Source organism: Paracoccaceae bacterium Fryx2, from assembly GCA_032334235.1.
Lineage (GTDB): Bacteria > Pseudomonadota > Alphaproteobacteria > Rhodobacterales > Rhodobacteraceae > JAVSGI01.
The window spans coordinates 57501-82951 of record JAVSGI010000004.1 but is presented as its reverse complement, the minus strand read 5'-3'; the positions used below and the strand labels follow the sequence as shown (position 1 = coordinate 82951).

15 protein-coding genes, 1 tRNA gene and 2 rRNA genes (1 of these 18 only partly in view) are annotated in these 25451 nt (G+C 58.2%); 3 read left to right on the top strand and 15 right to left on the bottom strand.

Annotation, left to right across the window (positions count from 1 at the left end):
• Positions 1 to 80: 80 nt before the first annotated feature.
• On the top strand, positions 81 to 1619 hold the full coding sequence (istA, locus tag RNZ50_09030; GenBank protein ID MDT8855152.1) for an IS21 family transposase: 1539 nt from the start codon (positions 81 to 83) through the stop codon (positions 1617 to 1619).
• A gap of 12 nt (positions 1620 to 1631) precedes the next feature.
• Complete coding sequence (gene istB, locus RNZ50_09025) at positions 1632 to 2393, top strand: IS21-like element helper ATPase IstB (GenBank protein MDT8855151.1); 762 nt, start codon at positions 1632 to 1634, stop codon at positions 2391 to 2393.
• Between the two features lie 88 nt (positions 2394 to 2481).
• Here the strand turns inward: istB and RNZ50_09020 are convergent, their stop codons facing one another.
• The 12 genes from RNZ50_09020 to RNZ50_08965 form a co-directional block, all read right to left on the bottom strand.
• Complete coding sequence (locus RNZ50_09020; protein MDT8855150.1) at positions 2482 to 2736, bottom strand: DUF262 domain-containing protein; 255 nt, start codon at positions 2734 to 2736, stop codon at positions 2482 to 2484.
• Positions 2737 to 2782: 46 nt separating this feature from the next.
• Positions 2783 to 3838 carry a DUF4236 domain-containing protein gene (locus RNZ50_09015; GenBank protein MDT8855149.1) on the bottom strand — a complete coding sequence of 352 codons (1056 nt, stop codon included), beginning with the start codon at positions 3836 to 3838 and terminating at the stop codon, positions 2783 to 2785.
• Positions 3835 to 5460, bottom strand: coding sequence for a BREX system Lon protease-like protein BrxL (brxL, locus tag RNZ50_09010; protein MDT8855148.1), 1626 nt, complete (start codon positions 5458 to 5460; stop codon positions 3835 to 3837). The genes RNZ50_09015 and brxL overlap by 4 nt, the downstream gene beginning before the upstream one ends.
• Positions 5385 to 5942 (bottom strand): hypothetical protein, encoded by a 558-nt coding sequence (locus RNZ50_09005; GenBank protein ID MDT8855147.1) that lies wholly within the window; start codon positions 5940 to 5942, stop codon positions 5385 to 5387. The genes brxL and RNZ50_09005 overlap by 76 nt, the downstream gene beginning before the upstream one ends.
• 11 nt (positions 5943 to 5953) lie before the next feature.
• The gene (gene pglZ, locus RNZ50_09000; protein ID MDT8855146.1) at positions 5954 to 8455 is read right to left on the bottom strand and encodes a BREX-1 system phosphatase PglZ type A; all 2502 of its coding nucleotides are present in this window, start codon (positions 8453 to 8455) and stop codon (positions 5954 to 5956) included.
• Positions 8448 to 11930 carry a BREX-1 system adenine-specific DNA-methyltransferase PglX gene (gene pglX / locus RNZ50_08995; protein ID MDT8855145.1) on the bottom strand — a complete coding sequence of 1161 codons (3483 nt, stop codon included), beginning with the start codon at positions 11928 to 11930 and terminating at the stop codon, positions 8448 to 8450. The genes pglZ and pglX overlap by 8 nt, the downstream gene beginning before the upstream one ends.
• Positions 11930 to 15451 carry a BREX system P-loop protein BrxC gene (gene brxC, locus RNZ50_08990; protein MDT8855144.1) on the bottom strand — a complete coding sequence of 1174 codons (3522 nt, stop codon included), beginning with the start codon at positions 15449 to 15451 and terminating at the stop codon, positions 11930 to 11932. The genes pglX and brxC overlap by 1 nt, the downstream gene beginning before the upstream one ends.
• Positions 15452 to 15455: 4 nt before the next feature.
• Positions 15456 to 16058, bottom strand: coding sequence for a DUF1788 domain-containing protein (locus RNZ50_08985; protein MDT8855143.1), 603 nt, complete (start codon positions 16056 to 16058; stop codon positions 15456 to 15458).
• On the bottom strand, positions 16055 to 16675 hold the full coding sequence (locus RNZ50_08980; GenBank protein MDT8855142.1) for a DUF1819 family protein: 621 nt from the start codon (positions 16673 to 16675) through the stop codon (positions 16055 to 16057). Before RNZ50_08980 ends, RNZ50_08985 begins: the two co-directional genes overlap by 4 nt.
• Positions 16672 to 17547, bottom strand: a complete 876-nt coding sequence (locus RNZ50_08975) for a WYL domain-containing protein (protein MDT8855141.1) — start codon at positions 17545 to 17547, stop codon at positions 16672 to 16674. The genes RNZ50_08980 and RNZ50_08975 overlap by 4 nt, the downstream gene beginning before the upstream one ends.
• Before the next feature lie 366 nt (positions 17548 to 17913).
• Positions 17914 to 18444, bottom strand: a complete 531-nt coding sequence (locus RNZ50_08970) for a hypothetical protein (protein MDT8855140.1) — start codon at positions 18442 to 18444, stop codon at positions 17914 to 17916.
• A gap of 412 nt (positions 18445 to 18856) precedes the next feature.
• Positions 18857 to 20236: an exonuclease domain-containing protein gene (locus tag RNZ50_08965; protein MDT8855139.1), complete on the bottom strand. Its 1380-nt coding sequence runs from the start codon at positions 20234 to 20236 to the stop codon at positions 18857 to 18859.
• A gap of 197 nt (positions 20237 to 20433) precedes the next feature.
• Between RNZ50_08965 and RNZ50_08960 the strand changes: the two genes are divergently transcribed.
• Positions 20434 to 22548 (top strand): UPF0149 family protein, encoded by a 2115-nt coding sequence (locus RNZ50_08960; protein MDT8855138.1) that lies wholly within the window; start codon positions 20434 to 20436, stop codon positions 22546 to 22548.
• Positions 22549 to 22702: 154 nt separating this feature from the next.
• Here the strand turns inward: RNZ50_08960 and RNZ50_08955 are convergent.
• The 3 genes from RNZ50_08955 to RNZ50_08945 form a co-directional block, all read right to left on the bottom strand.
• A tRNA-Met gene (locus RNZ50_08955) sits at positions 22703 to 22779 on the bottom strand.
• Between the two features lie 70 nt (positions 22780 to 22849).
• Positions 22850 to 22964 (bottom strand): 5S ribosomal RNA (gene rrf / locus RNZ50_08950).
• 186 nt (positions 22965 to 23150) lie between these two features.
• Positions 23151 to 25451, bottom strand: a 23S ribosomal RNA gene (locus RNZ50_08945); it runs 629 nt beyond the window's last position.

Genomic DNA, 25451 nt, shown 5'->3' with positions numbered 1-25451 from the left:
CACTGATTTCGCGGGATCGCGGGCAGGTCTGGTCGGCAAATTGAGGATAGTTGCGCCTTCAGGAATGAAGGGGTGGCTTGATGCCGACAGGACGATTGAACATGCGCCGGATACGAGATGTTTTGCGATTGAAGCTTGGGCAAGGCCTGAGCGAGCGGTCCATTGCCGCTTCCCTCGGTCTGAGCAAGGGGAGCGTCGGAAGCTACACCCAACGGGCGCGTCATGCCGGGCTCACGTGGCCCTTGCCGGAGGGGATCGATGACGACAGCCTTGAACTTCTTTTGTTTCCAGCCCCGCCCACGGTGCCGGACGCGGAGCGGCTTGTGCCCGACTGGGCGGAGATTGACCGCGAGTTGCGCCGCCCTGGGGTGACGCGGATGCTGCTCTGGGAAGAATACCGTGCCGCGCACCCCGGGGGTTTTGCCTATACTTGGTTTTGCACGCATTACGAGGCTTGGAAGGGTCGGGTGCGCCCGACGATGCGCCAGACACATGTGGGCGGCGAGAAGGTGTTCGTTGACTTTGCCGGCGACACCATCGACGTGATCGACCCCACGACCGGCGAAGCGCGGGCCATGAAGCTGTTCGTGGCGGCAATGGGGGCATCGAATCACACCTATGCCGAGGCGGTGGCATCGGAGGGGTTGGAAGATTGGATCCTCGCGCATATCCGGATGTTCGCCTTTCTGGGCGGCGTGCCAAAGGCGGTGGTTCCGGACAATCTGAAGTCCGCCGTGATCAAGGCAGACCGGTTTGATCCGGGGCTGAACCGGACCTATGCCGAGATGGCGGCGCATTATGGCACCGCCGTTCTGCCCGCCCGGCCGCGCAAACCCCGGGACAAGGCGAAGGTGGAAGTGGCTGTCCAAGTGGCACAACGCTGGATTCTGGCGCGGCTGCGGAACCACCGGTTCTTCTCATTGGCCGAGTTGAACGTGGCGATCCGGCGGCTGCTGGACGAGTTGAACATGCGCGTGATGCGCGGCTATGGCGCCAGCCGCGCCGATCTGTTTGCCACTTTGGATCGGCCCAATCTTCAGCCCCTACCGCCCGAACCTTATGTCTTCGCCCGCTGGAAGCGCGCCCGCGTGGCACCCGACTATCACGTTGAGGTCGACAGCTCATGGTATTCCGTGCCCTTCGCGCTGATCAAACAAGAGGTCGATGTTCGCACAAGCGGCCAGACGGTCGAGATATTCCATCGTGGTCAGAGGGTTGCGAGCCACGTGCGCACCCCGGGGCGGCGCAGCCATGTCACCGTGGCCGACCATATGCCATCGGCCCATCGTCGCTTTGCCGAATGGACCCCGGCCAGAATGCTGGCGCAGGCAACCAAGACCGGCCCCGCCGTCGCCGCCTTTTGCGAGATGGTGATGGCTGACCGCCCCCATCCTGAACAGGGGTTCCGCACCTGCCTGGGTGTGCTGGCCTTGGTCAAAACCTATGGGCCGGAGCGCGTTGATGCGGCCTGCCAGCGGGGTGTGACCATCCGGGCCCGCACCGTCACCTCCATTCGTTCGATCCTCAAGACCGGCCTCGATCGCGCCTTCCTGGAAGGCTCCGAAGAGGTCGCCCCCCTCCAGCACGCCAACATTCGTGGCGGCAGCTATTACCATTGAGAAAGGACTAAAATGCTGACCCATCCCACCCACGACCGACTGTTGGCGCTCGGCCTGACCGGCATTGCATCGGCGCTCGAAGAACAACGCAGGTCAACCGCCTTCGACGCCCTCTCGTTCGAAGAGCGTCTCGGCCTGCTGGTCGACCGCGAGGCTGCAGAGCGCGACACCAAGAAACTGGCCTCCCGGCTCAAGTTTGCGGCTCTGCGCCAAGATGCCAGCGTCGAGGATCTGGACCTGCGCAGCCCACGTGGTCTTGACCGCAGTGTCATGGCGCATCTTGCCGATGGCGGCTGGATCGCCCGGCACGAGAACCTGCTGATAACCGGGCCGACCGGTTTGGGCAAAAGCTGGATCGCCTGCGCCCTTGGCCACAAGGCGTGCCGGGATGGGCGGCCCGTCCTCTATCAACGTGCGCCGCGCATGTTCGAGGCCCTTGCTCTGGCCCGTGGCGATGGCCGCCATGAACGCATCCTCAAAACCATCGCCCGCATGGATGTGCTGATCATTGACGATTGGGGCCTCGCCGTCCTCACCGCCCCGGAGCGCCGTGACCTGCTGGAAATCCTCGAAGACCGCCACGGCCGCGCTTCCACCATCGTCACAAGCCAACTCCCCGTTGACCAGTGGCACGAAGCCATCGGCGACCCAACGCTCGCAGATGCCATCCTCGACCGCCTCGTTCACAACGCACACCGCCTCACCCTCTCAGGTGAAAGCCTGCGCAGGCGCTCCGCCGTCACAAAAAAGCTTGACCAAATCGTTCAAGCCTGACTCCATGAAAGCGTCGGCCAGCCTGCCCACGATCCCGTGAAATGACTGCCCAGAATGGCGCGAAACGCGTGCCCACGATCGCGCGAAATCAGCGCCCATTCTCCGCGAAATCCGCAACCAGAAGCGGTGATTGGTTGATAATCTGATAAAGCCCAGCCTGCACATAGACGATCGACCCCACGAAATGAGCGAGGACATCAGACCGTTGTCCCGCGCGCATGATGTCGTCCCAGAGCTGCTGACATTCGCGTTCGGTCCAGCTGTAGGTTCGCTGATAGATTGGAATGACAAACTGGGGCGAGCGCTTCAGGAACTCGAGCATATTTGCTTCGCTGGCTTTCATCTTTCCAAGTCTCCCAAAATCGTTGTGGCCACAGGTTTGCGGTGCCTTATATCCGATCTCCACTAAATGTCGCAGTAGTTGCTGCAAAACCCAGCCGCTCTGCCACATCCTCATAGTTCGGGTCAGCGGCATATAGACGTTCGAACTCGCGCCTTGCCTGTGCCTTGCGGCCTACTTGGTCATAGAGAACCGCGCGATCATAGCGGATCTGCCGCATTAATACCTCGGGGCGGTCCTTATGGCGGCGATTTGCCAAGGTCAGCACATCGATCGCTGCATCGGGCAGGCCCAACTTGGCCAGCGCCTTGCCGCGATAAAGCAGGATCGCGGTGTCGACCGGGGTCTCGTTTTCGACATTCACCGTGGCGCGCACCACCCTCTCCATCAATGCGCGGTCATCAGGTGTGTCGAGTGCCAGTTCAGCAAAAGACACCAACACCACTGGGTCTGTCGGGTCCAGTTCCATAAGCCGTTCCAGATGCGCCATGGCATCACGCGACCGGTCCGCCAGTTGCGCAATCTCCACAAGTGCCAATCGCGTGCCGCGCTCGCGCGGGAATACATGCGCGAAGATATCCTTCGTGATTGGCAAGCTGGCCTGCGCGGCGATCTCGTATTTGGCGAATAACGTGCCCAGATCATTGACCATGCCCAGTGCATGCTGGAAATGCGCCTCTGCTCGGTCGAACTCCTCGCGGCGGAGCCGGATCATTCCAGCCATCCAGGCAGCATCGGGCAGGTCGCCTGCTTCTTCCAGAGCGGTCAGTGCCGCGTCCTGATCACCATCATTGAGCGCGCGGATGCCATCAATGAATCTCCGCTCCACTACTGGCGTCATCAGACGTTGAAAGAAGCCAAGCTTCAACCGGTCGCGCTGCGGCACAGCTGGCGCAGGTGCGGCCTCGCCTCGCTCAGCACGCTTACTGTCATGGACGGTGTAGAAAAGCCCGGTCCCGGTCAATCCTGCCGTCATGCGGTTTCCGTTTGGGCTGATAGTGTATTTCGCGCCGCGCGGGCCCAGCGACAGCGATGCCATTGATTTCGACAGGTTCAGCGTGACCCCGGGGGCCAGACGGATGCGGCGCCAGAAGCGGAAACTCATGCCCCTTCCCTATCAGGAGCTAAACGCACGTAGGTGACATAAAAGCCCTTGAGCATCCGGTGCTCCTGAATCCGGTCCCCAAGGGAAAAACCCTCCGTTTTGATAGGCGGCTGGAAAATATCGAGCCCCCGATCCAACACCATCTTCCAGCCAGTGTCGGTGACAATATCGCGGGCATGGGCGGTACTAGAAGTATCGAAAGCCCAGCTGAACTCGACACCAGTGCCTGTACAGGCCGTGGTGATTGACTCGAGCAATTCGCGCTGACGGGAGATGTTGCCCTCATCGGGCCCTGTCACAAGGTGAACCTTGATCTGATCCTCCGGAGGCTTCCTGCGGATCACCATCTCGACGAATTCCATCATGTTCCTGTGCTGGTAAAACAGGCGAATGTACGGATCGGTCACGATGATGCGACTGGCCCCATCGATATAAGGCCCAAAAAGCTTGTCGTAGCTCACGCCCTTTCGGTTTTCCGCAAAGACATGGTGGCCCTCAGCTAGTTTTGGGGCGGGCAGAGATTTGGGTGAAATCGGAGCAACCGCTGCAGTGTCACGCGCATCGTCTTCAGATGGCTGATGAGCGCTGGGCGTGGCCCCGGTGGCGTTTCCCTGGTCCTTTGGGTCAAGAGCTGGTTTGAGGTGATAGAACTGTGGATATTCCTCCTCTTCGACCGTGCTGACCCTCCGCCTTGCACCGTCAGAGCCAACGTAATGAAAATCGACGTCCGGGTAGGTACTGTCGATCCGCGCGAGTTGGTCCTTCACCCGCTTGCGGCTTTCCATGGCAAGACGCAGCAGTTCCTCAACCTCGGCCTCGGTCTGGCTGCCATCAGGGAAGAGCAGCTTCAGCATGCCCGACATCGTCTTGTATATCGCATCCCGGTCTCGCGTCGAAATCTTCTCGCTGACCTGAAAGAACTGGTCTGGCCGGTTCGAAAAATCTTCTGACCGCAGATGACGCAGGATCTCGGCCAGGTAGTCGACAATGAAGCCATAGCCCTTGGTGAACATCTCACCACGGATGACGTCGATCTCCCAGCCGGGCAGATAAGCGTGCAGACGATCGATGAACGCAGAATCGTGAAACTGGCTTGGCAGCGCCTCGAAGAGATCGCTGTTCTTCAGCATGAAGGGCACATTGTGGTCGGTATTGCCCACGAACGAGAAGCTGGCCTCCGCGCCCATTGGGTTGACGCCCCGCGAGAAGGACTTGTTGGCCATATAGTTTTTCATGATGTCGACCAGCGCCCTGTTCGCGGTCTTCTCGCGTCCGGCAAATTCGTCGAAGGCAACGACGTCCCAATAGCCGACCAGCCCGATACGCCCGTTCGAGTTATTCACGAAAAGCTTCGGGATGCTGACCTCTCCGCCTGAAATCAGCTGCCCATGGGGCGAGAATTCTGAATAAATGTGGGACTTGCCCGTTCCCTTTGGCCCCAGCTCGATCAGGTTGTAGTTTCGCTCGACAAAAGGGATCAGCCGCAGCAGTTGCAGCAGCTTGCTGCGCCGACCGAAGGCTTCCGGCCTGAAGCCAATGGTTTGCATCAGAAGGTCAATCCACTCATCCGTCGTGAAGGCGCTCCTGACCTCGCGGTAATGGTCATAGTCAACCTTGGCGATCTGGATCGGCTTGATCGACTCCAGGATCCACGGCGAGATCCGGGATCTTCCGAAAATTCGTATTGCACGTCAGCAATGCACCACACCCCGGTCACGAGCAGCTTGGGGTGCGCCTTCACCGTGCCACTGTCGACAGCGACCTTCTTGATGCCAAGATTGTCAAACACAGCTTCATAGCTGTCGGTCTTCTCGTTCAGCGAGACACTGACCTGGTCGATAACCTTGTAACGGCCCTTTTCCTTGATGGTCGACTGGATCAGCCCGGCTTCACTGCGGTGGACATAATGCTTGCGCAAGATTTCCTTCACCGTCTCGATGCCGGTCAGGATCGACGCCTCATCATCGGTCGCACAGTACTGGCCAAGCAGGTATTCTAGCACATATGTCGGCACGATCGCGTTGCCTTTGACCGCTTTTACGAGGTCTTTCCGGACGACAAATCCCGCAAAATGTTCGTTGATCTTGGCGTCGAGGTCACTCATCCGCAGGCTCCTTAGAAATCAAAGTCAGTGGTGATGCCGCGCCGAAGCTGAAAACGGTGGCTGGCATAGTCCTGATAATGGCTGGTCTTTCCCACGCGTTCGCGCAGCTTCAGAATGACATCCTGATTGTTGAAACGGTCGGCATCCCGCGACAGCAGGAACTTGCGCGGCATCTCGCGCTCGCGGGCATTCTCCGACCTGAAATCGAAGAGCAGCGTGTACTCATCCGAAATCAGCGTGCCGTCGGTCGCATAAATGCCCACCAGCAATTCCCGAGACCGCATCTTCTCGGAAACTGGCTGAACCTGATAGAGTGCCACAGCCGTCTGGCCCGAAGAGATCAGGCTGCGACCCGTCACGAAGATCTGCACCTCGACATGGCCCACGTCGGCCTCGCGCTGCTTGCCGACCCGGATGACGGGTATGACAACTTCCTGGAGCGCAGCCCCGCCATGAACAAAGCGGCTGCCAGCGCCTTTCACCCGCATTCGGTTGATCGAGTTCGGGATCAGAACCTCCAGATCGCCGGACAGGCCAAGGCCTGTGGCCGTGAAATGCTTCATGCCTTGGGTCGCGCTGAGCCCGCGACCGATCACAAAACGGCGATTCCGAAACAGGATCTCAGCCCCCTGCGGATCGGCAATCGCGAAATCGCTCTCATCGAGCACGCGGTGCTGATACAGGAACCCGTGGTCCGCTGTTATCAGGATGTTGGAGAAATTGGCCGAGGTCAGCTTGCGCACAAGCTTGGTCAGATCCTCGATTGCGTCCTCTGCCGCCTCGGGCAACTGCTCCTCGGTTTTCAGATCATCGCCGATCGCGTCGATGCGATTGTGGTAGATGTAGACAATATGATGATCGCGGAAGAGCGCCTTTCCCTCTTCCGTGCGCATATTCATGACATCTTTGAATTTCAGGGCCTTGGCACTGTCGCCCTTCCGACCAGCCGCAAGCAGCCTTTCTCGCGCGGCGGTGCCCTTGGTGTTCTCACCACCCGCCAAGATATCGCCACTACCGTCCTCTGCCATCGCCAGTCCGTTATGTGGCAATAGCGCGGCCATGCCGAGCTGGGTATAGCTGGGCAGCGAACTGATCATCGGCTTCAGTTCTGCATCGAACCGATCCAGCGCGCGGATGCGGCGCAGGCATTCCTCGGCCACCTCAAAACGCAGCGCGTCCGATATGATGACCGCAACTTTCTGATCTTTGCGCCGATACTCAGCGGCCTGATCCCGATAAAAATCGGCCTGCGAGGCAAAGCCGGGGATCTTCCACTCGCTCAGGCCCGCGATCTGGTCCTGCCAGGCATCGTTCACCGTCAGAACGAAGCTGTTGGTGTAGCGGTTCTCAACCGAGTCATGCAGATCGGCCAGCAGCGAGGCCTGACCGCTTTTCTGCATGTGGTAGATGAACTTGCGGTACAGCTGGTCCAGCTTGTACCAGCTCGTCACATAGCGCCGCACCCCCTCGGCCGGGCTGGTCATTCCAAGGTTCGCCTCGGCCATCGCCTGCTGGAATTCGGTCGCAAAGCTGATGGCCTGATAGATGTCCTCGTACTTCGGATACCAGTGGCTCTGACGCCGCTCGCGCACCCATGTCAGAACCTCGGGCGCGCTCACGGTCTGGGTCGACATGGCCTGCACGATCTGACGGATGATGTGGCGGTCGATCTCCTCAAAGTGGTCGGTCGCGACCACGCCGCGGAAATCGCGTTTCAGCAGGTCGGCGGGGATTTTCAGCAGGTCCTGATACCGGGCGGACAGCTCCTCGAACGCCCCCGCCCAATGCCGGTTGTTCTTCCAGCGGCGAAAGACCAGCAGCGCCTCGGCGTTCAGCGGTCCATCCTCGGCCAGTGCGCGCGTATAGGCTGACTGGAACAGGGAAATCGCGAAATCCTCGAAATCCGGCTCGTGGGAGCGATAACCATAGGCCTGCCCGACCTGCGTCCAGAATATCTCGGTCAGCCCGGATCGCTCGATCAGGCGCAGCGCGTCGTCCTTGCCCGCTGCCAATTCCCCCAGCAGCGCCTCGATCACCGTATCAAGGCCACCCTCAGCTCCGGCGCAGACGGCCAGCATCCGCAGGCGCATCTGCGTCTGGGTGTCCGACGCCTGCATCAACCGTTTCAGCGCATCGACCCGGACCTTGGCACGGTAAAACTCGGTGTGTTCGCGCACCACGCTTTCGAACTGCGTGGGCAGGCCGAGTTCGGCCATCCAGATCGCCGCCTGGTCGGCCTTGAACACCACCGTCGCAAGCTGAAGGTCGAGCAGCCAGTTATCGGCCATCGGCGGCTCGGGGCCGTCTTTGTAGATCAGGAACCGCTGCTTCGGTTCCTGCCGCAGCATCCGGAATTTAAGGCCGAACTCGTTGCTTTTAATCTCGACCTTCTCGACCCCGTCCAACGCAAAGCTGTCGAACGCCTCGCGCATGTCGCGGGCGGTGTCGTACCAGAACACCAGCCGGTGCTCGTCGAACATCCGCGCAAGGCTGGCGTGGATGCGCTCACTCATCCGTGGCCTCCAGCCCGGGGATCTTCTTCAATGCGGCACCAAACAGGGGGTAGTTCGCCTTGACCCCGGCATCCAGATCGATCTCCATCTTTTGTTGCGCCAGCGGAAAGACCACCTCGCGCTCCCATTCGTTCAGCTCGTCTAATTGCTTGGCGATGGCGCTTGCGTCCTTCAGCGCCTTGGTGCGCTGGGCCTGGCTGGCGCTGGCGTCGTCGGCCAACTGGTCCAGCCGCGCGCGTTCGGCCTCCAGCTTGGACAGATAGGCGCGCAGGTATTCGTTCAGCAGCACCGACACCGTGTCGGGGCGGTAACGGTGCATGTAGATCAGCGCCTGAAAGCTGCCCTTGGGGCTGGCGAATTGCCAGTAGATCGGGCGCTTTTTATAGCGCTTCACATGGTCGGCATAGAAATCCTTGGTGAAATACTTGCGGATATCGCGGCCCAGCGCGTCTTCGATAAAGCGCAGGTTTTCGCGGAAGGTGTCTTCGCCAAAACTTATGCGCAAGAACTGGCGGAAGCGGTCGGTGATGTCATCGGCGAACCAGTCGGCGTCGAGCACGGGGATCACGTTGTCCTTGTCGGGCATGAAGCTGGGGTTGGGAACGCGGGCGAGGTAGTCGGCCAGCGTCTCGCCCTGATTGGCGAGGATCAGGCCGGGGGCGTCGAGGCTGTAGCGGCCGAACATGCAGCCCACGGCATAGGACAGGTACTCGGCCACGGTATCGGCGCGCAGGCGGGTCTCGCGGTCGGCGTCGCTGGCGTTGCCGCCATAGCGATAGGCGGGGTTGCAGGTGAGGGTGATTTCGTTCAGCGGCACCTCGGGGGTCAGCTCGTCTTGCAAACCGTAGGCGTCGATGAAGATGCGGTTGTTCTCTTCCTCCAGCCGCTGCATCTCATCCGTCATGCCCTGCCAATGGGTGCGCAGGGTGGTGTAACTGGCCTCCAGCGTCTCGGCGCGGTGGTCGGGGTGGAGCAGCGGGAGCATGGTGAAATCCCATGAGGTTTCGTAGGCGTCCCAGTCGGACCGATGATTTTCGATCAAGATGCTGGCCTTTTTTTCGAACTCTGGCTGCCTTGCCTCAACAGGCTCCCAAGCAGGTACTCGCGCCAAGTCTCCCACGTTGTTTGCCAACGTAGGGTTGATAAAAGCCTTAAAATACTGGGAAACCTTGGTATTCAAGTAAGAAAGCGAAACACCTATAGGGGCGCCGAAGTAGAACGATGAAAGATCACCCGGAACTATTCCACTTGGATGCATTCGAAATGTATCCGAGATGCTCGTGACCTTGCCCCAACATATTGCCTCCTGAAAATAGAGGTGTTCACTTGCAACGATAGATCTGGGGAAACTCTTGATCTCGCTCCCATTATTCTTCCAGTTGATGATTGAGTCAAAGTTCCCGTACCACTTCCGGAATGGGCCGCCACTATTCAGGCGGCCCCATTTCTTTTTCGATGCAAGATATTCTCCGCGCGAGTTGGCATTAAAATTGATCCGGTCCGCGGAAGCCTCGTGCCAAAGTCTTACGAAGCGTTCCTTGTCGCCTGTCTGCAAGCCTCGTCTGGTGTCGCCGTAGTCTCTAATAAGCTTTCTTTGGAAAGCGCTGGTTGTTGCGTCATTTACCCAATAGGCGAATGGGTTCCCAGGGATGACGCTCAGATCCTTCGCACATGCGCTCGAAGTTCTTTCGTTTATTGGCGGAAACTCAATAGGCACTCCATTTTTGTCAGATTCAAAATAGCGCAGACAGAAGAAACTACCTTTGAATTCAGGCTCTACAAACTTTCGCGAAACAAAAGCAACCGTGCCAAAACTAATACCCATGCTTGTCCCGCCTTTGCCGAGGTATGGCATGTGAAGCATCGTGTTCATGGTACTTTCTGATAGCATTTTAAACCGCATCGTCTCGAATGAAGAGAGGAACATCCAGCTCTCCATTGTAACCATCGCCACGTAAGAATGTTTGGAGCCGATAATGTACCCACGCTCAATAAAAGCAGAGAACAAATCAAACCGGCTTTCAGGATAAGCTCTCTTTGCGAACTCCTGAAGTTTCCCGTTCATACCTTTTCCGCCCATATAAGGCGGATTAGCCACGACCACATGATACTTCGACGACAACGCCTCTGCCATGCTCAGCACGGCCACAACACGCGCCTGCACGTCGCGCAACAGCAGATCGCCCGCAAAGTCGCGCGCCGCGATCACCCGCAGCGCCTCTGCCGGATCGCGCAGCTTCGGCACGATCAGCGAACCGAAGTTCTTGGCCTGCTCGAACTGCCCCAGCGTCTCACGCAATTCCCCCGTGAACAGATCGCGCCCCACCACGGCGGCCACGTCCTGCATCTCGGCGGGCGTAAAGCTCACATTCTGCAACACGCAGATGTCGGGCGTCACCCCCATCCGCAGGAACCGCCGCCGCCCCAGTTTCGCCGCCGCCTTCATCACCAGCGCAAACGCCGCCAGCGCACCCGCGCGGTCGTCAATCTCTACCCCTGTCAGGTTGTGGGTCAGGATCAGCGCCGGGATCGTGTCGGCCTCATACCCTTCTTCCTCATAGATCGCGTAGAGCAGATCAAAGGCATAGGTCAGCATATGCCCCGACCCGCAGGCCGGATCGCAGATGCGGATTTCTTCGGGGCGGGCAATGCGCAGAAAGTCTGTCTCGGCCTCAACCGGGGCGATGTAATAATCCATCCTGGAGGCAAGCGTGCTGGCGGGCCGGTTCAGCAGCCACAGCCGCCCCAGCGAGTTTTCCACCAGATAGCGCACGATCCAATGCGGCGTGAACAGCTGCGTCGCGGCGGGGATATTCTCGGCAGTGATCTTGATGTTCTTTTTCAGGCCCGCGAAGACCTGATCCTTTTTCTCGGAGATATAGAACTGATAAAGCCAGCCGATGATCTCGACATCGCGGCAAGCGCCCTCGGTCATCACCTTGCGCAACTCGGCCAGGATGGAGGTTTGCGACAGCAGATCCTCGGGCATCAGCAGTTCGGTGAAGTCGTCGATCTGCTCAAACAGAAACGGCATGGGGCCGTGCCACTGGTTGCAGGCATGGACCAGCAGCAGCCGGTACGCCTCGGCCTGCGGATCGTTCGAGGGCGTGCGCCCGGACAGCAGGGCGGCAATGGCATCCGGCGCGCCATCGGGCAGGTTGCCCGCCAGCGCCTCGGACAGAATCTCAGGGCGCGTGGCCCCATCGGCGGGCGAGACGACGCGCGGGTTGGTATAGCCGTTGGCATCCATGAAGCGCAGGGCGGTGAAGCGGTTGAACCAGGTATAGGCGACCTGTTCGATGACCTGCTGCTTGCCATTCTGCGCGATGGCGGCATCCAGTTTTTTGATCGCAGCTGCGTGTTCGCGCCGCACGGGCGAAGATGGATCAAGGACAAGGGCCAGTTTTGCAGTGACCTGATCGATTGACAGGTTGCGCGCCGATTGCGCAAACTTCTTGAGAGCGTTGGTATCCATCAGACGATCACCTTCTTGCCCTGCTGGATCTGTGCCATCAGGGTCTTTCGCAGTTCATTCACGTATTCGTCGACATCGGCTTCTTCGGCCAGATAGGTTCGCGGGTACGCAACCTTGATGTCGGACGCGTTGACATAGCTCGGGGGCTTGGGGGCCGGGGCTTGCCGGTCGTCAGAGCCCGGAGGTGGCGACGGTGACGTGGTGGCCTGTACCATCCGCGAGATGTCCGCCAGCACCTGCTGCATCAGACTGGAGCGCGCGCCATTCGCCCGGTCCCGCAAGATCGGGATCATGGTGACGGATTCAAGACCAGCGCGGTGGTTGTCCAAGCGGTGGCGGATCGTGTCCTGCTGATCAGGCGTCAGAGCGAGGAACTCTGCCGTTTGGGCCACCTTACTGGCGCACTCATCCACGGCGGTGATCACCGCCTTGCGTTCCTTGAGGACGTCAAGTTCGACCTTGTCCTTCAGGGCGTATAGGTCAGATTTCAGGGACTGGATCGCGGTGCCCTTGTAGCAGTCGGGATCGCGCAGCGCCGCGCGCAGCTTTTCCCCGGCGGCGGCATCGACATAGCCGATATTGGCATCCTGTGTCTGCAAGAAGTCGCGGACATCGTCATAGATTTCAAGCTGCGCCCCGCCCATGAAGCTGCGGATCTTGTCGAGGATGCCCTCCTTGGCATCGAGCAGCGCATTTTCCTGTTTGACCGGTTCGGTGATGTACCAGGTCGCAGGCTTGCCGATCATGGCGACGATCTGATCGCGAAAGGGCTCAAGCGCCACGAGGAACGGATACTTGAACTTTTCGATGACACGCTGGTTCAGTTCATCGGCGAGCTTGCGAATGCTGTCCGCCCATTCGGCCCCCAGAACCCGTGCATCCGACCCGTCAGCAGGCAGGCCGAACAGCTCTTTGTACATGTCCTTCGCGGCCTTGATTTGCGACGAGGTGAATTCCAGCTGCGGGGTCAGAAGGACATTGCCCAGCATGTGGCTGTTGTTTAAGGCCCGCGCCAGATCGGCGCCTTCCAAAGAGGTGCCGTCCGAGCGGGCTTCGCACTTGCCCTTTCCGGACAGGCTGGCCGCAAGGCAAAGCGTCGCCACTGTGGGCCAGCCATAGGGCTTCGCACCAAATCGCTCGGTCAAGTATTTGGCCGATACCTTTACCCCGTTGCGGGCCTGACCCTGAACGTGGTTTAGAACATCCTGTTCCGCCTCGGTCAGACCAGTCCCGGCGCCTCCGAAAAGGCCACCTGTCGGGCTGGCGGCCTTGGCAATGTCTGCCTCGACATAGCTCACGCCGCGCAACATCGTCAGGTTGACGTAAACCTTGTCAACGAGCGCCTGGAACGCCTTCACGACGCGATCCTGAGGCTCGTCACCTCCGATGTCGAGTTCGTCACCGCGCACGAAGAGGCGCGCAGAGGCCATCAGCTTGCGAAGCCGCAATTCAAGGTCTTTCGCGCGGCGGCCATTCTGCTCGCCCTTTTCAAGAATGATCCGGTCACGGCCAGGCTGTGGCGAGCCACTGCGTGATTGCCGGATGAACTTGTCGGTTTGGCGGAACAGCGTCAGATCGCGAATAAACCGGACATCTGGCTGCAGCACGATGGCCAGTTCCTCGCGCCCCATGTTGCGCATGCGAACAGCATCGGGTGCTGCGGCATCGTCATTGAAGGGGCTTATGATGTTGATCGAGAGCTCGTATTCCCGGCCCAGTAGGTGATCGTCGAGCTTGCGGCTGAAAGCGTATTCGTAGCCCGTGGCCAGATGCTTGATCTTGCGGTGTCGAAGGATCGTGTCAAAAGCGATGGTTTCCAGCTCCTTGCTGATCTCTGTCGGATCGACATCAAGTGCCTTGATCTCGGCCTCGACGTCCTTCTCCTCATTGGTCAGGAATTCATAGACCTCGCCGTTGCGCTGGATATAGGTGTTACGCTCGAGAACCCCCAAAGCTTCCTCGATCTTGCGGCGCTGGCCCACTTGATCGGCTTCGAATTCCGACAGCAGCAAAATGCTGATGTTGCGAACCGACGGTTTGAATTCCTTGACGTATTTTACAAGGAACAGGGCTTTGAGAACCCGAACCGCGAACGGATCATCAAGGTTCTTTTCAGCGATCTGGATCGACTGCTGCACCGCAGATTTCAGCGCTGTGCGGATCCCCTCGAACATCAGATCGAAGGTCGCAAGCCCCCCAACCGGGCGGTCTGCAAGGGCCTTGGCTACCTCTTGGAACACGCCCAGCATTGAGCGTTCCCCGACCGAGCTGTGCTTGCCCTCGAATGCATTGTGCTGCGAGAGCGATGTGATCGCCATCTGGAACAGCGTGTATTGATAGGGTGGGAACGGGTAGCTCGCGATGAAATGCTTGCGATCCCGGTAGTTCTTCAAGCGGATCGAGCCATCCGAAAAGTCAAACAATGTCTTGAGATTGCTCTCTTCCTTGTCATGCAGATTGCCCAGCATGATCTGGGCTGCATCGCTCTTGAACAGAAGTCGGCGCTGGATCACCTCTGCCACATCGGCCGAGTTCAAGGGCATTTTGACGCCGAACCGCGCCATGATCTTGGAGAAATCCTGCGACTGAAATGCCTTGCCGTCCCCGATGACTGCTTCCATGTCCTGCTGCGACGTCACAATCACCCAGGCTTGGCCCTTGCACTTCGTGTTCAGGCTTTCGGCAATGGTCTGCAGATTGGTCATAAGCTTGACGTTCTCGGCGATGTACTGCCCAATCTCATCCACGAAAAAGTTCAGGCGGAAGTTCGGGACCTGGCGGTCGATCCAGGCTTTTACCGTGTTGGCGAAATCCTCGATCGAAACCCGCGTGTCCTTGCGGTACTGCGCAAGAATATCCTTGGCATCAGCGGCATCCGTACCTGTCGCCTGCGCAAAAGCGGCGGCGATACTGCGCCCTTCAAGCAGAGCCTCTTCCCGGCCGCGCGTCTGCCAAGGCTTGCCAGAGATCTCCTGAAACGCTGACTTGAAGGCTTCGAACTGGTTTCGCTCATCCAGCTGGCGCTCAAACTGTGCGATATGGGGCTGCTTGCCATAATAACCGCACATCTCGTCAAACACCTTCTGGAACACCGCCAGAAGAGCATCGACGTCAGTTTTCGAGATGACATCAGCCTTCTGGTCAATGTTGAACAGGATAGATTTTGACGGGATCGAAACGGCCTTGCGCAACGCGCCGGCCAGCATCGGCTCATCCTTCAGCTTTTCGGCGAAGATGTCGAATGCCTTCACCCCCTCGACTTCCCTGTTCTCCAAAAGCAGGGCAAGCATCTTCAGGAGGTGCGATTTACCCGAGCCAAAGAACCCAGATATCCAGACGCCGTTAGCAGTCTTGTAATTATTGTAGGCCTCGAGGAACTGTTCGAGCCGCTGCCCGATTTCGCCGGTGATGACATACTCGTCGAGTTCAACCCGAAGGCTCGCCTCATCATCAGCCTTGATGACGCCGTCAATGGCGCGGTCGACGGGCTTTTCAAAAATGTCACGCATCGAAATCGTCATAGGATCAAACCTCGTAGTTCAGGATGTTGAAAGCCCGGTAATACTTGTCGTCATGCAGGCGCCCAAAGAGATCGAGCGAGGCCCCTGTTGCAAGCGCATGAGTGTAGCTGCCCGGGAAAAACAGAACGGTCGGCTTGTCCTTGGCTGTGCTTTGCAGATTGTTCAGCACGTTGTGCGACCGGATGTAGGGATAGACCTCGCCAACGCCCGACAAAAAGATGACGTCGTGTGGTGTTGCCTCAATGGCTTCCGCGATCCTCGGGATCAAATTGGCCTTGGGGTCCAGCACCGACTGCAGCAGTTCCCGAACCTCACGCTTGTCTGTATCGCGTTCAATCTCGAGGATCTGATCCAGAATGCCCCGCTCCTCTAAGATGGCGAGAGAAAGATCGTACAGACTGAGGTCCAGCACGGCGATCCCTGAATGTGTAATCCGCGTCACCAGATCCAGCCGATCCTCATTCATCGATAGCCCCTCTTCTGCGGGGTAGGGGCAGATAAAAAACGGCACCTCATTGCCAAGGCCCTGCTTGGTCAGAAACCGCTGGCTGGTGACAACTTTGAAGAGATGTTCTGCACGCTCTTTTGGGCTGGTAGGTTTGTTCACGAAGCACCTCCATCACGGGCAAGCCCCGGAAACAGCACAAGGTCAGCAGGGCAGTCCTGCTCGAGCATGGCCCTGAGCCGAGAAGAGACGATGGCAGACTGGATCCTGCTGTCGTTCGATATGACATGTGCCTCGCGCATCATCCGAAACAAAACTTGCCGAAGTTTTGCGCGGGTTAAGGGGCTGATGCTCGCCAGGCCATCATCCCACTCCGCTTTGGCTGCAAAAAGGATGTCGAAGCTTTCCAAAGGCAGATCAAGCTGAAACGACAGATATCGCTCGCGCAGAACATCGGTCGCGAATTCACGGACGAAACGATAAGCACGGCAGGTGGCCAACCAAAGCAAGGCGAGTTGATCGCCGCGATCCGCCTCGGCGAGAAGGTAGTCGCGCTCCATGTCAGTGAGCGTCGAAAGGCGATTCACGATTTCGCGCAGAGTGCGGCGCTGAGAGGCCGCCTTGGGCAGCGAGGTTGCCCCCTCGGCAAGCGCACGGCTGATTGTTACAGCCCAAGGCTCACCTGCCACGTGCAGCCGCGCGACCGCCAGCGTTTCGTTCAGGAAGAGACCGCCTGTCGAGAAGGACATCTTGTAGTGTGACGGATCGGCGCGCGTCATACAGAAGTCACCGTGGTTTCACGCGCCTGCACTTCGGGGTTCAAAAGCACAATCTGCTGATCCTGAGGTCGCCGCGCAGCCGGATCCGTGTCGAGTCCGAGGCGTTTTAATGCATAAAACAGGAGTGCACGGCGCACGGGAATCTGAGCCCGGCCATCTTGCATGCCGTAGTCCATCTCGATAGCGCGACGCTGCGTTGGCGAGAGGTCTGGATGCGGCCCAATTTCGAGCACCGCTTCGCTGTGCCACGCTGTGTCGCTTTGCTGATCGGCGGTGACCGGCCCCCGCTTACCAATCTCGACAATCCGCGATAGCAGGAAATCCTTAAACACCTGGTCGTTCTGGCAGAACGAGCGCGCATGCCAGCGGAAGCCATCGAAGGCCAGCGCATGCGGCTCGATCCAGCGCGCGCTGGGCTCTGGTCGTGACATCGACTGATAGGTCACTTGAAGGGCTGCGGGTTCATGGATTGCGGCCAGCACGTCGCGCAGGGTCTCTGGCGCAACACCGCGTGCAGGCGTTGGCGTCGCACCATAGCCGGGAAACACGCTGATCCAGCTCTGTTCACGTGAGACCAGACCCTGATCGACAGCACGCAACTGGGCGAAATAATCTTCGGCGCTGGGCGTGATGAAATGCGGCGTGAAATTCTTGCGCCGGACATAGGCGCGCTGGCTCTTGTCATAGACGAGGTTGCGCTTCCACTGCTCGGAATAACCGCTCAAGTCGAGCGAGGCCTGCTGAAGCGAAATGCCAAATGTCTCCATCAGGTCTGAGCGGTTGATCCGTCCATGCCAGAACACCCGAAACTCGATGAACGCGTTGCGCCGCTCCGCGCCCCAGTTCAGCTGTTTGACCTTTTTTTGCGGCACGCACTTCCCTTCCGATCACTTTCAGCGAATATAGACCTAAAAAGTAGTCCCTCGCAATAAAATTATTCAGATGAGAGAACGTTCGATGAACGCTATTGTTCGACACCTGACACAAGGTTCCCGGTCTGCCTTTGATGTGCCCTCAGTTGCTCGGATGAAGGTCCAAAGGGCCGGTATGCGGACAAAGTGTGAGTTCGCTGCAAGTACACCAAAGTCCGTTTTGAGGAAGCAGTTCAAAAACGGTCGTTTTTGGGAGGCCTTCGCAAGCGCAGAGAACGGCAGCAGTGAGCCAAGTGCACGATGCTGCGATGTGCGTTAAGGGCAGTGATGCGCAGAATGCAGGCTTTGCAACGCCTAAACTCAGCGCTATGTCGGACAGACTTTTTGAAGCTCTTTCAATTTGGCTTCAATTGCTTCAATAGCGGGACGGTAAAGACGCCTTAGATACTGCGTTTTCCAGTGGCTTTCTGGCGCTACCATGATTTTGCCAGCGCCATCCCTAAACTCGTTCGTATCAGGATCGTGTTCCCAGTTCATGGTGATTGCCACGCTGGGTTCTGAGTTGCCGCCATTTGCGAACCAAGAGTGAAAACTAGGCCCTGACCCAGCTCGAATATCTCCCATCGAATAAACCACTACATCTTTATCTCCTCTTTCAATATGCTTGATCGCGTTCGACGCACTCCGAATGATTCCAAATTCTTCACATTGTGCTTGGATGGCGTCCTTGAATTTACATTCTTTTCCTTTCTTTCCAGTCTCGAACCACACGAGCGATGCGTAGACATCTATTGCCCAGATCAGTGCGTATGCATCTGCCAAAGAGTTATGATTGGCCTCAAATCTGCAAGCCATCTCGTCTAAGATTTGTGCCTTGTAATCTTGCGTATTTAACATTGCCCCCCTCCATTGCATCCTGATACCATCTTTACCTACATGAATTGGGCTGAACAAAAAACCAAAATTCCTAAAAACCGCCGACACTAATGCCCACTTCTGAATGACAGCATTCGTGGCCATATTTGGTTGGAGGTCTGCAAATTCGGTATTTCTGACACTTGAAATACGTTAAAAAACCCCCGTTTTTGGAACATGCGCAAACCACCCAGATTGACGCTGCCACAAACCCCGTTCAAAACTCATCCCGTTGTTGAAGGTTTTTGGCTCTCTCGTGATTGCAGACCTTAGCTGCATAGCAGAAACGCGGTAAAGAGGGTTCCTAGCCGTCATCTGACAGTTTCGCTCAGGGATTTTGAACCCGTGTCCGATACCCCGCTTCCATCGGGAATCTTGTGTCGGGTGGGGAACACTAGCTCGCTTTTATATCAAAGCATTGCAGGTAGACTTCGATCTCGCTGATCAGCGTCTGATCCAGCCCGTCGCTGCCGCGTAATTCATAAAGGGCGCGCCGGGCCTTGTCTGCGGTCATCCACTCGGTCTCCGGCGCATCTGGCGCGGACCAGCGCTCGTTTAGCCAATCCTCGAATTGGGCCCGATCTTCGGGGGATAGGAGCTGCGGCGCATGAAACGCCACCAGCCGACGGCCGAGCTGGCGCAAGCGGGGATCACTCAGCGCCGCCACGAGTTCCTGCCGTTGCGGCCAGTCCGCGCGCTGGAAGTCTGTAAGCAGAGCTTTGTCGGCGTGGCTGTAGAAGCCACCGAAGATCTGCTTCTCGACCAGAGGCGTCGGGGCTGCAGGATCCTCGGGAAACCGCGCAGCCAGAGCTTGTGCGACACGCGCGCGGAACTCGGGTGCGTTGGCAATGACCTCGGCACGGCGCAACTGCAAATCTGTGGATGTCGCGAGAGACAGGAGCGCTGGCGTCTTGTTGACCGAAAGGGAACGGATAATCTTCGGCGTGGCGTCCACCGCTGCAAAAAGCGTCGCATCATCGGCGGTCAGGAAATCGGCAGGATCGGCCACCTCTAGGTCAAAGAATGCCGCCTGGTTCGGGTTGCTGGCCGAATAGCCGCAGAAGCAGCCAAGCGTGGCGCGCGGCAACCCACCGCCAAAGCGTTCGATCAGCGCCATGGGCTGGAACGCCTGAAGCCGTGCCTGCACCCCCGCCTTGTCGCGATTGGCAAGCAACTCCGCCCATAGCAACGGGGCCCGCTGTGCGATCTGGCGGGCGATGTGGATAGTCGCCTCGACATCGCCAAGAGCGTCATGCGCGTTGTGTGCAGCAAAGCCATTCAGGGGCGCGATAAGATCAAGCTTGAAGCGCACACGCCCGGTTTCATCGACGGGCCACTCAAACAAGTCGGGTTGGCGATGCCAGACGGGGTAGAGGGTGGTCAGCAAATCAAAACGCGTATTGCCGTTGAACTGAGTGGCGAAGATGTCCAGCTGCAAGTTTTGGTAGAAGGCCTGACGCAGCATCTCCTCGTCAAAGCGGATGCTGTTGAATCCAGTCCATATCGCAGGCGACCAGCGATTGATCAGCGCGCCGATCTCTTGCGTAAACTCGAAGAGCGTCGGCAGAGCCGCGTCCAGCAACTGCGCTGGGCGCACGCCAGTTACCGCCAAGGCCCAAGGCGAAGGGATGATATGCGGGGCGATCCGGCAACGTAGATTGACCCGCTCGATCTCCCTGAATTCATCATCCGTCAGAATGGCGGCGAATTGCAGGGGCTGATCGAAGGCGGGCGAAAGGCCGGTGGTTTCGAGATCGTAAAATGCGAAGGTCATGGACAAGCATAGCTTGCGGTCCAACCCGCGTCAGCAGCGATATTTTGCGTGAAGATCAAAATATTTGTTCGCCTGCGCACGGGTAGTCGAGCGGAGAATGGGTGATCGCTGCAGTCGTGTTTCAGGTCGGTGACAATGCCGGGATGGGCGAATAGGGTATTCAGGAACGGAAGAGCGCGATTCAGAGGATGGGCAGCTTGGCACAGGGACAGCTTGAAACAACACTGGCGGAACTCGCCCGGCTTCACGATGACTTCGACGGCCGCCGCGAGGTCCTTAATCGCGCAAGCTTTGCCCTGCTTCACCGGCCCGCGCTGGGCGGGCAACTGATCGCGCGCCTTTGTGCGACAGACGAGGACGCGCCGGAGCTTGAACCGCTCACAGAGATGCTGGGTTCGGTATTGGATGCGGCGCGCATGGCGCAGGAGAACCGCAAGAAGCGGGGCGAGGCGTTTCTGGCGGCCATCGGGGATGCTGTCGAACTGGCTGCCGGTCAAGGCCGGCTGAGGTCGTTCCATCGACTGGTGATTGCGCGTGCCTGGGCACAGAACGGGCTGAAAGCGCCAGAGGCGCTGGAACTCACTGCAGATGACATCGATGCCGCGAACAGCGCCCCAGCGCTGAACGACCGCGCCGAAGCAAATGAGATTTTGGACAACCTGTTCCGCAATCTGATCGAGCAGTCCGACGGTGATGCACTCGTGCTGCACGCTGCGCTGACCGAGACGTTTCCCGCGATGCCAGCCGAGATGCGCGTGCATGTCATCGCATGGTCGGTGGAACGGCCCGAACCTGTCCACACCAGGCTGGCGTGTTTTTGGCTGCTTGATCCCGCAGCAGAAATCCGCCTCGCAGCCGCCAAAGCCCTCGCGGATCGGGCTTATGCGGGTGGGCTATCGTCCGACGTGACCGGCAAGATGGTGATGCTGCGCAGCTGGATGCCCGATGACGACGCACGTGCTGCGGTAGATCAGGCCCTAAAGGCTGCCATGCGATCGGGAACTGCCAACGGCACACCGGTCAGGCCATGGACCATCCACAGCGTCATCGCTACGCTGCCCGATGGCGGCGGCGCGCAGAGCATAATGATCGCGCTGCAATCCGGCGGTAGCCGCAAAACGGCAATGCTCCTGCTGAAACAGGGTTACGGCATCAAGGACGCCTATGCGATCCCGTGCAGCTCGGCGCGTGAACAAAAAGCTCTGATTCAACGCATCACCGATGAGACCGGCGTGGTGAAAGTCCCGGTCACTTGGCTTGAACGCACCTTGTCACACGCGCTGGCCGATGGTCTTGCCGCCGATCTGCCGCCCGTCCCGGGCCTCATCGAAATGGTAGAATTGTGCGGGTTCTCACAACTGCGGCCGGAAGCCGTGACAACAGAAGCTCTGATCGCTGCCTTGCCTGCCACGGAACGCATCGGCGGCCTTTCCGCACAGGCGCGCGGCAAACTGATCAATGCCAGCGAAGACTGGTGGAATCGCCACGCAATCGTGAGCAGCTGGTTCGAGGAGAGCGACCATGCGCATGAAGTGCTAGAGGGCAAGCGCAGCCCGCGTACGCTTGAAACGGCACTCTGGAAGTGGCTTGAAACGCGGCGCGACTTCTGGGCACGTCTGGTAGGGCGGGCGGCCGATGTTCTTGCGGCCGCCGGTCACTCGGATGCGCCAAGCTTTACCGCCACAGCCATGGCGCTGCTGGAAGGTCGGGATCTGAAGAAGATACCGGTCATGGCTGATGTCCACGATCAGACCATTGAAGCTTGGATTTTCGACGACCCGGACGTCAATCAGAACGCCACGCTCGAAGAGTTCGTGGATCAGGCAGAAGAACCCGAGCCCGAACGCAAGGGGGAATTGGCCCGCCTCGTCAAAGGCTCAACCGTGACAGTGGACTGGATAGACGGCTTCCTGATGGCAATTACCCTTGCTCCAAAGCTGATCGCGCCAAACCGGTGGTTGCCTGAGATACTCGGGAACGCGATGGCAAACCTTGAGCCCGGCACGATCCAACGCTTCGCCGACCTCATCATGATGCGCGCGAACGCGTGTGTCGATCAGGCCAACGACCCGGCGCAGTTTACTGCCGCCATGTCGAAGCCAAGCAAGCTGGCCATGCGCGACTGGGCGAAAGGCTTCAGCTATGCCTGCGGCCAGTTCAGATCGTCCTGGCCTGCGAAATCGACGGGCCCTGACGACTGGGCGATGATGGAACGGGTCTCAGACGCAATCGCCACGGGCTTCAGCGCACCTGAAATTAAGTTGCTGAGCCAGTGGATCGCAGCACGCCATGCCCAAAACACCAGCGCTTGATGCCCGCGAATGCAGCCCAATGTCGGCGAATCCACGCGAATGCGTGCGAATGCCGTTTTTCGGTGCCGGTGTTGATGTGGCGTTGATGTAAAACGCAAAACGCCCTGTGGTATCGGAATACCACAAGGTAAGCATTTGTTTTGTTTAAGTAATTTGGTTGCGGGAGTTGGATTTGAACCAACGACCTTCAGGTTATGAGCCTGACGAGCTACCGGGCTGCTCCACCCCGCGACGGTTGGGCCCTTTTTGTTTGGGTCCTGGTGTCTTTGATCCTTCTTGAGAGGCTGTGGTTTCTTTCTAGGATTGGCGGTGACCTACTCTCCCACACCTTGAGATGCAGTACCATTGGCGCGACGGCACTTAACTGCCGAGTTCGGGAAGGGATCGGGTGTTTTGCTCGTGCTATGACCACCAATCCGAGGAAGAAACCGGTTGCGTTTGTTGCGCAACCGCCCCGGGGTTTCGGGTCTTGCCCTGCTTTTCGGCGGGGGTTTGATCCGGTTTTTCCGGGGTGTACAACATCGGTTTTGTTCCAAGTCCATTTGTGCTGCTTTTGACGATCCTGGCAGGGTTCACGGTTGTGAACCTTGCTGTTTCTGGATCAAATCAAGCCTATCGGGCAATTAGTACCAGTCAGCTGAAAGCGTTGCCGCTCTTACACCTCTGGCCTATCGACGTGGTGGTCTACCACGGCCCTCAAGGGAGACCTTGTTTTGAAGGGGGCTTCCCGCTTAGATGCCTTCAGCGGTTATCCTGTCCGAACATAGCTACCCAGCACTACCGTTGGCACGATAACTGGTCCACCAGTGGTTCGTTCACCCCGGTCCTCTCGTACTAGGGGCAACTCTTCTCAAGTCTCCTACACCCACGGCAGATAGGGACCGAACTGTCTCACGACGTTCTAAACCCAGCTCACGTACCTCTTTAAATGGCGAACAGCCATACCCTTGGGACCTGCTCCAGCCCCAGGATGAGATGAGCCGACATCGAGGTGCCAAACGATGCCGTCGATATGGACTCTTGGGCATCATCAGCCTGTTATCCCCAGCGTACCTTTTATCCGTTGAGCGATGGCCCTCCCACTTGGGACCACCGGATCACTATGACCGACTTTCGTCTCTGCTCGACTTGTCAGTCTTGCAGTCAGGCAGGCTTCTGCCATTGCACTCAACGACCGATTTCCGACCGGTCTGAGCCTACCTTCGCGCGCCTCCGTTACGATTTGGGAGGCGACCGCCCCAGTCAAACTCCCCACCATGCAGGGTCCCGGATCCGGATGACGGACCGCGGTTAGATATCAGAATGGCGAAGGGTGGTATCTCAAGGGAGGCTCCACGAGAACTGGCGTCCCCGCTTCGATGCCTACCACCTATCCTGCACATCACAATCCTGATACCAGTGCAAAGCTGGAGTAAAGGTGCATGGGGTCTTTCCGTCTAACCGCGGGAAGTGTGCATCTTGACACACAGTTCAATTTCGCTGAGTCCACATCAGAGACAGCGGGGAGATCGTTACGCCATTCGTGCAGGTCGGAACTTACCCGACAAGGAATTTCGCTACCTTAGGACCGTTATAGTTACGGCCGCCGTTTACTGGGGCTTCAATTCAGAGCTTGCACCCCTCCTTTTAACCTTCCAGCACCGGGCAGGCGTCAGACCCTATACGTCGTCTTACGACTTCGCAGAGCCCTGTGTTTTAAGTAAACAGTCGCCACCCCCTGGTTTGTGCCCCCCGCCCATACTTGCGTACAGACGGGGCCTCCTTCTCGCGAACTTACGGAGGCATTTTGCCGAGTTCCTTTGATGTGGTTCTCTCAAGCGCCTTGGTATTCTCTACCAGTCCACCTGTGTCGGTTTAGGGTACGGTCTTGTAGAGAGGCTATTTCCAGGAACCTCTGAGCAGCCCACCCAATCCGATAAGGGCAGACTACCTTCGAGATCCGTCACCATCTCACGGCCCAGGAATATTAACCTGGTTCCCATCGACTACGCCTTTCGGCCTCGCCTTAGGGGCCGGCTTACCCTGCTCAGATTAGCTTTAAGCAGGAACCCTTGGACTTTCGGCGACAGGGTCTCTCACCCTGTTTGTCGCTACTCATGTCAACATTCTCGCTTCTGATCTCTCCACCGGATGCCTTACAGCCCGGCTTCACAGAAAGCTCCCAATCTGCGCTACCGCGCGCCCTATCGCTTCGCTACTTGAGGGCATTCACCCTCAATCGCCACACGTCGGACAATCGATAGAACAGATCTGGAGCTATATCACAGAACGCTCCGCTACCACGTGCATTGCTGCACATCCTGAGCTTCGGCTCGTGGTTTGAGCCCCGTTACATCTTCGCCGCAGGACAGCTTATCTAGACCAGTGAGCTGTTACGCTATCTTTAAAGGATGGCTGCTTCTAAGCCAACCTCCTGGTTGTTTTGGCCGTCCCACATGCTTTCCCACTTAACCACGAATTAGGGGCCTTAGCTGCAGGTCAGGGTTGTTTCCCTCTTCACGACGGACGTTAGCACCCGCCGTGTGTCTCCCGGATAGTACTCATCGGTATTCGGAGTTTGCTTAGGCTCAGTAAGGCTGTGGGCCCCCATCACCCATGCAGTGCTCTACCCCCGATGGTATTCGTCCGAGGCGCTACCTAAATAGCTTTCGCGGAGAACCAGCTATCTCCAGGTTTGATTGGCCTTTCACCCCTAGCCACACGTCATCCAGACCCTTTTCAACGGGTGTTGGTTCGGACCTCCAGCACGTGTTACCGTGCCTTCATCCTGCACATGGCTAGATCACCTGGTTTCGGGTCTGATCCCACAAACTCAATCGCCCATTTAAGACTCGCTTTCGCTGCGCCTACACCTATCGGCTTAAGCTTGCTTGTGAGACCAAGTCGTTGACCCATTATACAAA

What these genes read in the sequence shown, in the direction of transcription:
- RNZ50_09020 (MDT8855150.1), bottom strand. Translation starts at nt 2,736, where the DNA reads ATGAAAGCCAGCGAAGCAAATATGCTCGAGTTCCTGAAGCGCTCGCCC.
- pglX (MDT8855145.1), bottom strand. Translation starts at nt 11,930, where the DNA reads ATGGATACCAACGCTCTCAAGAAGTTTGCGCAATCGGCGCGCAACCTG.
- brxC (MDT8855144.1), bottom strand. Translation starts at nt 15,451, where the DNA reads ATGACGATTTCGATGCGTGACATTTTTGAAAAGCCCGTCGACCGCGCC.
- RNZ50_09015 (MDT8855149.1), bottom strand. Translation starts at nt 3,838, where the DNA reads ATGAGTTTCCGCTTCTGGCGCCGCATCCGTCTGGCCCCCGGGGTCACG.
- pglZ (MDT8855146.1), bottom strand. Translation starts at nt 8,455, where the DNA reads ATGAGTGAGCGCATCCACGCCAGCCTTGCGCGGATGTTCGACGAGCAC.
- istB (MDT8855151.1), top strand. Translation starts at nt 1,632, where the DNA reads ATGCTGACCCATCCCACCCACGACCGACTGTTGGCGCTCGGCCTGACC.
- RNZ50_08970 (MDT8855140.1), bottom strand. Translation starts at nt 18,444, where the DNA reads ATGTTAAATACGCAAGATTACAAGGCACAAATCTTAGACGAGATGGCT.
- RNZ50_08980 (MDT8855142.1), bottom strand. Translation starts at nt 16,675, where the DNA reads ATGACGCGCGCCGATCCGTCACACTACAAGATGTCCTTCTCGACAGGC.
- RNZ50_08965 (MDT8855139.1), bottom strand. Translation starts at nt 20,236, where the DNA reads ATGACCTTCGCATTTTACGATCTCGAAACCACCGGCCTTTCGCCCGCC.
- istA (MDT8855152.1), top strand. Translation starts at nt 81, where the DNA reads ATGCCGACAGGACGATTGAACATGCGCCGGATACGAGATGTTTTGCGA.
- RNZ50_09005 (MDT8855147.1), bottom strand. Translation starts at nt 5,942, where the DNA reads ATGAGTGACCTCGACGCCAAGATCAACGAACATTTTGCGGGATTTGTC.